Annotated in this window: 6 protein-coding genes; all 6 read right to left on the bottom strand. The window is 63.4% G+C overall.

Going from position 1 to position 6,093, the window contains the following annotated elements; all coding sequences use genetic code 11:
* Positions 1-223: 223 nt before the first annotated feature.
* Genes rraA through EIP85_RS19840 form a run of 6 tightly spaced genes read right to left on the bottom strand, consistent with a single transcriptional unit; the run spans position 224 to position 6,047 of the window.
* Positions 224-727: a ribonuclease E activity regulator RraA gene (rraA, locus tag EIP85_RS19865; protein ID WP_127903963.1), complete on the bottom strand. Its 504-nt coding sequence runs from the start codon at positions 725-727 to the stop codon at positions 224-226.
* A gap of 19 nt (positions 728-746) precedes the next feature.
* Complete coding sequence (locus EIP85_RS19860) at positions 747-2,261, bottom strand: carboxypeptidase M32 (protein ID WP_127903962.1); 1,515 nt, start codon at positions 2,259-2,261, stop codon at positions 747-749.
* Positions 2,262-2,270: 9 nt separating this feature from the next.
* Positions 2,271-3,272, bottom strand: a complete 1,002-nt coding sequence (locus tag EIP85_RS19855; protein ID WP_127903961.1) for an ABC transporter ATP-binding protein — start codon at positions 3,270-3,272, stop codon at positions 2,271-2,273.
* Positions 3,269-4,264, bottom strand: a complete 996-nt coding sequence (locus EIP85_RS19850) for an ABC transporter ATP-binding protein (RefSeq protein ID WP_127903960.1) — start codon at positions 4,262-4,264, stop codon at positions 3,269-3,271. The genes EIP85_RS19855 and EIP85_RS19850 overlap by 4 nt, the downstream gene beginning before the upstream one ends.
* Complete coding sequence (locus EIP85_RS19845) at positions 4,261-5,112, bottom strand: ABC transporter permease (protein ID WP_127903959.1); 852 nt, start codon at positions 5,110-5,112, stop codon at positions 4,261-4,263. Before EIP85_RS19845 ends, EIP85_RS19850 begins: the two co-directional genes overlap by 4 nt.
* Positions 5,109-6,047, bottom strand: coding sequence for an ABC transporter permease (locus EIP85_RS19840; RefSeq protein WP_127903958.1), 939 nt, complete (start codon positions 6,045-6,047; stop codon positions 5,109-5,111). The genes EIP85_RS19845 and EIP85_RS19840 overlap by 4 nt, the downstream gene beginning before the upstream one ends.
* Between the last annotated feature and the right edge of the window lie 46 nt (positions 6,048-6,093).

The following is a 6,093-nucleotide window of genomic DNA, read 5'->3' as shown; positions in this document are numbered from 1 at the left end:
CAGGATAGGGGATTTGTCGCAACCGAGTTTAGAATGTGCCCGCGTGCACATGCAAAAGGCGATAATAGAGATTATGTAATATAAATGTCTGCCAGAGGCATAGCGGATGCTGTTGCGGCATCCAGGACTACGAGCGCGGATCGCAGCCTTTGAACGGCTTTGGGCAACCAGACTCACGCGCTGGAGTCGTTGAGGGTTCACTTGTCGGACGCGGATGAAAGCGTCATCTCCCTATGGTGAGTGGCTCATTGGAGACAATGACGGCATCGAGATCAGCGTAGATCCAGTCACCCGCGCGAAACCGGGTACCCCCGAAATTAAGTTCTTGACCGCGGCTGGACGAAGCGGGGACCCAACTTCGCCGCGCAGTGGCGCCAAGAGCCTTTACCCCGATATCAATCGCGTTCAGCCCCATTGTGTCGCGCACGGCGCCATTGATGACCACACCCGACCAGCCATTCTCCTGCGCTTTTCCGGCAATGCGGTCTCCCATCACTCCAATCTTAAGCTCACCGCCCGCATCGACGACCAGCACTCTGCCCCTGCCCGGCTCCACCACTGCGGCGAGAACAGGCGTGTGATCCTGAAAAACCCTCAAAGTCTCACAGGGGCCACAGAAGCTTGTGCGGCGACCGAAGGATCGGAACTGCAAGGTGCAGACTTGAACGATGTCATGGTGGGCGTCGTAGAGGTCGGCCGTCACGATGGTCTGGCTGGTGTCAGTCATGGAAATATCCCCGGCAATGTCAGGCCGTCAGCCGGTCGACCTTGGCCGACAGCTCGGCAAGGTAGGGCGCAGTGTCAAGGCTGCGGCCCGTGGAAGACACCAGCAATTCGTCCGGCAGAAGCGACCGGCCGTGGCGATAGACGTGTTCTGTCAGCCAGGCCCGCAGCTCAGTGTAGTCCCCCGCCACAAGCCCGTCGGCGACACCAGGCGCCGCCATGGCGGCCTCGAAGAACTGTGCCGACATGACATTGCCGATCGTGTAGGTCGGGAAGGATCCGACGTACCCATGCGACCAGTGCACGTCCTGCAATACGCCCAGCCGGTCGGAAGGCACTGTGACGCCGAGGTAGTCGCGCATCTTCCCAGCCCAGGCGTCTGGAAGGTCGGCCACCGATAGATCGCCCGTGAGCAGCGCCATCTCGATCTCGGCCCGCAAAATGATGTGCATGTCGTAGGTAAGCTCATCCGCCTCGACGCGTACCAGGCCCGGCTCCGCGCGGTTCACGGCGCGCCAGAACTCCTCGACGCTGACATCGGCCAGCTGGTCCGGGAAGGCCGCGAGCAGTTCGGAGTAGTGATGTTCCCAGAACCGGGGCGAGCGGCCCACGCGGTTCTCCCACAGCCGCGATTGGGATTCATGCGCACCGAAGCTTGTGCCGCCAACGGCGTAGAGATTGACCAGATCCGTTGCGAAGATGCTGCGGGTGAATTCTGGCGCTATGTTCTGTTCGTACATCCCATGTCCCGCCTCGTGCCAGAGCGCGAAGAACCCGGCCGAGATCGCATCCCCGCGAAAGCGGCTGGTGATGCGCACGTCCTGCCGCGTGAACGAGATCTCGAACGGGTGCACGGTATCGTCGACGCGGCCGCGCGTCATGTCATAGCCCATCCGTTCGGCCAACTTGATGCCAAACGCCCTCTGGGCCGCCACTGGGAACCCGCGGGAAAGGAAGTCGGTACGCACCTCCGCCCCCCGCGCTCGGTCCACCAGCGGCGCGATCCCGCTGCGCAAAGCGTCGAAGAGCGGGCGTAGCTTCGCCCGCGTCATGCCCGGTTCATAGCGCGAAACCAGCGCGTCATAGGGATGGTCGTCATAGCCGATCGCCTCGGCAATGCTGCGTTGCAGGGCAAAGGTCTTCTCGATCACCGGAGCGAACAGGGCGAAATCATCCGCCGCCCGCGCCTTGGCCCAAAGGGAATGGCTTATCGCGCTCAGCTCCGCCGTCTCGGTAATCAGGGCGGCGGGGATACGGCGCAGGATGTCGATTTCGCGCCGGGCCTGCGCAAGCGCGCGGCGGCGCAGGTCGGTTTTTGGCGCATCGCTCAAAGCGTCCTCAGCGCGTGCGATGATCTCCTTCATCCGGTCCGAAGCCGCCGCGTCCCGCGCGATCGCGGTCAGAGTCGCAATCTGCTTGGAGCGCGTTTGCGCGCCGTCCGGCGGCATCTGCGTGCGGGCATCCCAGTTCAGCAGGTTGATCGCGCTTAGCAGATCGCTGACGGCCGCCAGTTCGGCGGTGAAATCGGTGTAGCTCATCGGGAAACCTCAGGCTGAAACGGCATGTGCATCGACAAGGTGGCAGGCGGCCATATGGCCGTATTCCGTTGCCCGAAGCTCGGGACGCTCGGTGAAACAGCGGCCCGTCGCCAACGGGCAGCGCGTATTGAAGGCACAGCCCGGTGGCAGGTTCAATGGGCTGGGCAGTTCCCCCCGCGCGGCAGGTTTGGTATTGCGGTGGCGTGGATCCATTTCAGGCGCAGCGGCCAGAAGGGCCTGCGTATAGGGATGCGCCGCGGCCGAGAATATCCGCTCGGTCGGACCGATCTCGACCACGCGGCCAAGGTACATGACGACGACCCGGTGCGAGATGTGGCGCACCAGCCGTAGGTCATGGGCCACGAAGACGACGGTCAGGCCAAGCTCTGTCTGAAGCCGCAGCAGCAGGTTTACCACCTGCGCCTGCACCGACACGTCAAGGGCCGAGACCAGCTCGTCAGCCACCAGTACCTCGGGTTCCACAGCAAGGGCGCGAGCGATGCCAATGCGCTGGCGCTGCCCACCCGAGAATTCGTGCGGGAACTTGTCCGCTGCGTCTGAGGGCAGCCGCACGGTGTCCAGAAGCTCCGCTATCCGGGCGGGGATCTCGGCCTTCGGGCGCATCCGGTGGACCGACAGCGCCTCGGCCAGAATCTGACGCACCCTCATCCGGGGATTGAGCGAACTGTATGGGTCTTGGAAGATCATTTGCACACGGCGGTTGAACTGCCGCCGGTTCGCTCCTTCCAGCTCGGCGATGTCATTGCCCTCGAACCGGATCCGGCCGGAATCGCAGTCATGCAGACGCACGAGGCAGCGCGCCAACGTGGACTTGCCGCAGCCGCTTTCGCCGACGATGCCGACCGTCTCACCGCGTCGGATTTCGAAGGTCACGCCGTTCAGCGCATTTACCCTCGATTGCGGCAGCCCCCGCATGAAGCGCAGCAGCGAACTGTTCATCGGGAAGACCTTGCCCACGTCCTCGAGCGAGATCAGCGTGGGATCTGTCATGCGAATTGCCCCTTGCTTGCCGCAACGGTTTCATGGTGCAGGCAGGCGACCTGCCGACCGGGCCCGATCTCCGCCAACTCAGGCCGGGTGGCCCGGCAGGCATCGTTTGCGAAACTGCACCGCGGACCGAAGGCGCAACCGGTGGGAAGGGCCGACAGTGCCGGTGGCGTGCCCTCAATTGCCAGAAGTGGCCCGCGCTCGGCCCCCGCCTGCGGAACCGACGCCAGAAGCCCCCGCGTGTAGGCATGGCGGGGTCCGTCGAAGATTTCCAGCACGCTGCCCGACTCAACGATCCGCCCGGCGTACATCACTGCAATGCGGTCGCAGGTGCCCGCCACGACCCCAAGGTCGTGCGTGACCAGTACGACGCCCATCTGCAACTCATCGCGCAGCGACAGGATCAGCTTCAGGATCTGGTCTTGGATCGTCACGTCCAGCGCGGTCGTCGGCTCGTCCGCCAGGAGAAGCTTGGGGTTGCTAGCCAATGCGATCGCGATCATCACACGCTGCCGCATCCCGCCCGAGAACTGGTGGGGGTAGTTCTCAAGCCGCCGCTTCGCGTCCGGAATGCCGACAAGATCGAACAGTTCGATCGCCCGCGCCCGGCGCTGGCCCCGATCAAGCGCGGTATGAGCGCGAAGGTTTTCCTCGACCTGCAGGCCGACGGTCAGGACAGGGTTAAGCGCGGTCATCGGCTCCTGGAAGATCATCGCGATCTCTCCCCCGCGCACGCGGCGCAGGCGGCCCGGCGGCACCGAAAGCAGGTCCTGCCCGTTCCATGTCACCTGCCCGGTTACCTTGCCCGGCGGATGGATCAATCCGATCAGAGACCGCAGTGTGACGCTCTTGCCGGACCCGGATTCCCCTACTAGCCCCAGGACCTCACCTGGATGCACGTCAAAGCTCACACCATCGACGGCGGTCACGGCACCGAGCGGCGTTTCGAACGTCGTAGACAGGTTCTTCACTTCAAGGGAAAGGCCAGCCTTCATCGCCGCGTTCTCATTTTTTCCGCCACGCCATCACCGGTCAGGCTGAAGCTCAGCCCTGCCACGACAATCGCTACGCCGGGGAAGACCGACATCCACCAAGCCGTCCCCATGAAGTTCTTCGCATCTGCGATCTGCACGCCCCATTCGGCAATCGGCGGCTGCGCGCCGAGGCCAAGGTAACCAAGGCTCGACCCCAGCAGGATCGCCAGTGCCATGTCTGTCATCCAATAGACGATTAGAGGCGTGATGATGTTCGGCATCAGGTGGCGGAACACGATCCGCGCGGGGCTGTAGCCCATGGCCCGGCCCGCTTCGGCGTAGTCGAGGCGCTTCTGCACCTTCACCTCTGCCACGGCGAGGCGCGCGTAGAACACCCAGTCCACCACGCCTACGGCGATATACATGTTATTGAGCCCTGGCCCGAGGACGGCCACGATGGCGATGACCAGCACGAGGAAGGGGAATGTAATGATCGCATCCACCAGCCGGCCGAAGATCGTCTCGGCCAGCCCGCCGGTATAGCCTATCACCGCCCCTATCGAGGTGCCGAAAAGGAATGGAAGGACTGTCGCGAAGAAGGCGATCTGCATGTCCACCGAATAGGCATGGATGACACGGCTCAGCACGTCGCGTCCGAAGTTGTCGGTGCCGAACAGATGCGCAAGGCTAGGTGGCTGCATCAGCGCGTTGTAGTCGAAGCTGTCTGGCGCATATGGCGCGAAGACCGATGGGAAGACCGCCAGCAGAAGCTGGATTGCCAGCATCGCGCCCCCGACTATCAACGAAACGGGAATGCGGCGGGCTCGCGTCTTCCGGCGCTGGCCGCGTAACGACAGGGCGAAGGTCATCGTGAAAGCCTCGGATCAAGCATGACCTGGATGAGGTCCGTCAGAAGGAAGGTGAGTGAAACGACCACGGCGAGGCACAGGGTCGTGCCCTGCACGACCGGGTAGTCGCGGCCGTAGATGCTTTCGATCATCAGGCGTCCGGCGCCCGGGATGGCAAAGACTGTCTCGGTCACCACCGCGCCGCCCAGAAGCGTGCCAATCTGAAGCCCGAACAGCGTCACCGTCGATATTAACGCGTTGCGCAGTACATGGCGCAACAGTACCAGCCGCGCAGGCAACCCCTTGGCGCGCGCGAAATCCACGTATTCGGCCCCGATTACCGACAGTATAGCCTGACGCAGGTTGCGCATTAGCACCGCAGACAGGCTCAGCGCCAGCGTCAGGGCCGGAAGGAAAAGGTGATAAAGGTGGCTCGCGAACGTGTCGCCATAGCCACCCACGGGAAACCAGCGCAGATAGGCCCCGAAAAAGGTCAGCAACAGAAGGCCGATGTAGAAGACCGGCATCGACAGCCCGATCTGGAACGTGCCCCGGATCAGCACGTCGGCCTCGCGGTCGCGGCGCAGGGCGGCGACAAAGGCCAAAGGCAGCGCGAGGACGACGGCGACGAGCGCGGACATGACGGTCAGCAGGATTGTTACCGGCAGGCGCTGCTCGATGAGCGACACCACCGACTGATGCAACTGGATCGAGCGGCCAAGATCGCCGTGCAGGAGATTGCGCAGGAACAGCAGAAACTGAACCGGCAGCGGCCGGTCAAGCCCAAGCTCATGGTTGATCCGGTTCACGTCCGCCGTCAGGGCCCTGTCGCCCAGCATAGCGCTAGCTGGATCGCCCGGCAGCAGGTGGACAAGCAGGAACACCACGAGGGCGATGAACAGAAGCGTCGGGATCAGTTGAATGATCCGGCGCAGGACGTAGAGCAACAGATGCAAGAATGTCCCTCCGATCGTCGGACATGGGCAGGCGGCGTGATGCCGC

The organism is Solirhodobacter olei (assembly GCF_004010155.1).
Taxonomy (GTDB): domain Bacteria; phylum Pseudomonadota; class Alphaproteobacteria; order Rhodobacterales; family Rhodobacteraceae; genus Solirhodobacter; species Solirhodobacter olei.
The sequence above is the reverse complement of the archived record's forward strand: the minus strand, read 5'-3'. Positions and strand labels throughout refer to the sequence as shown.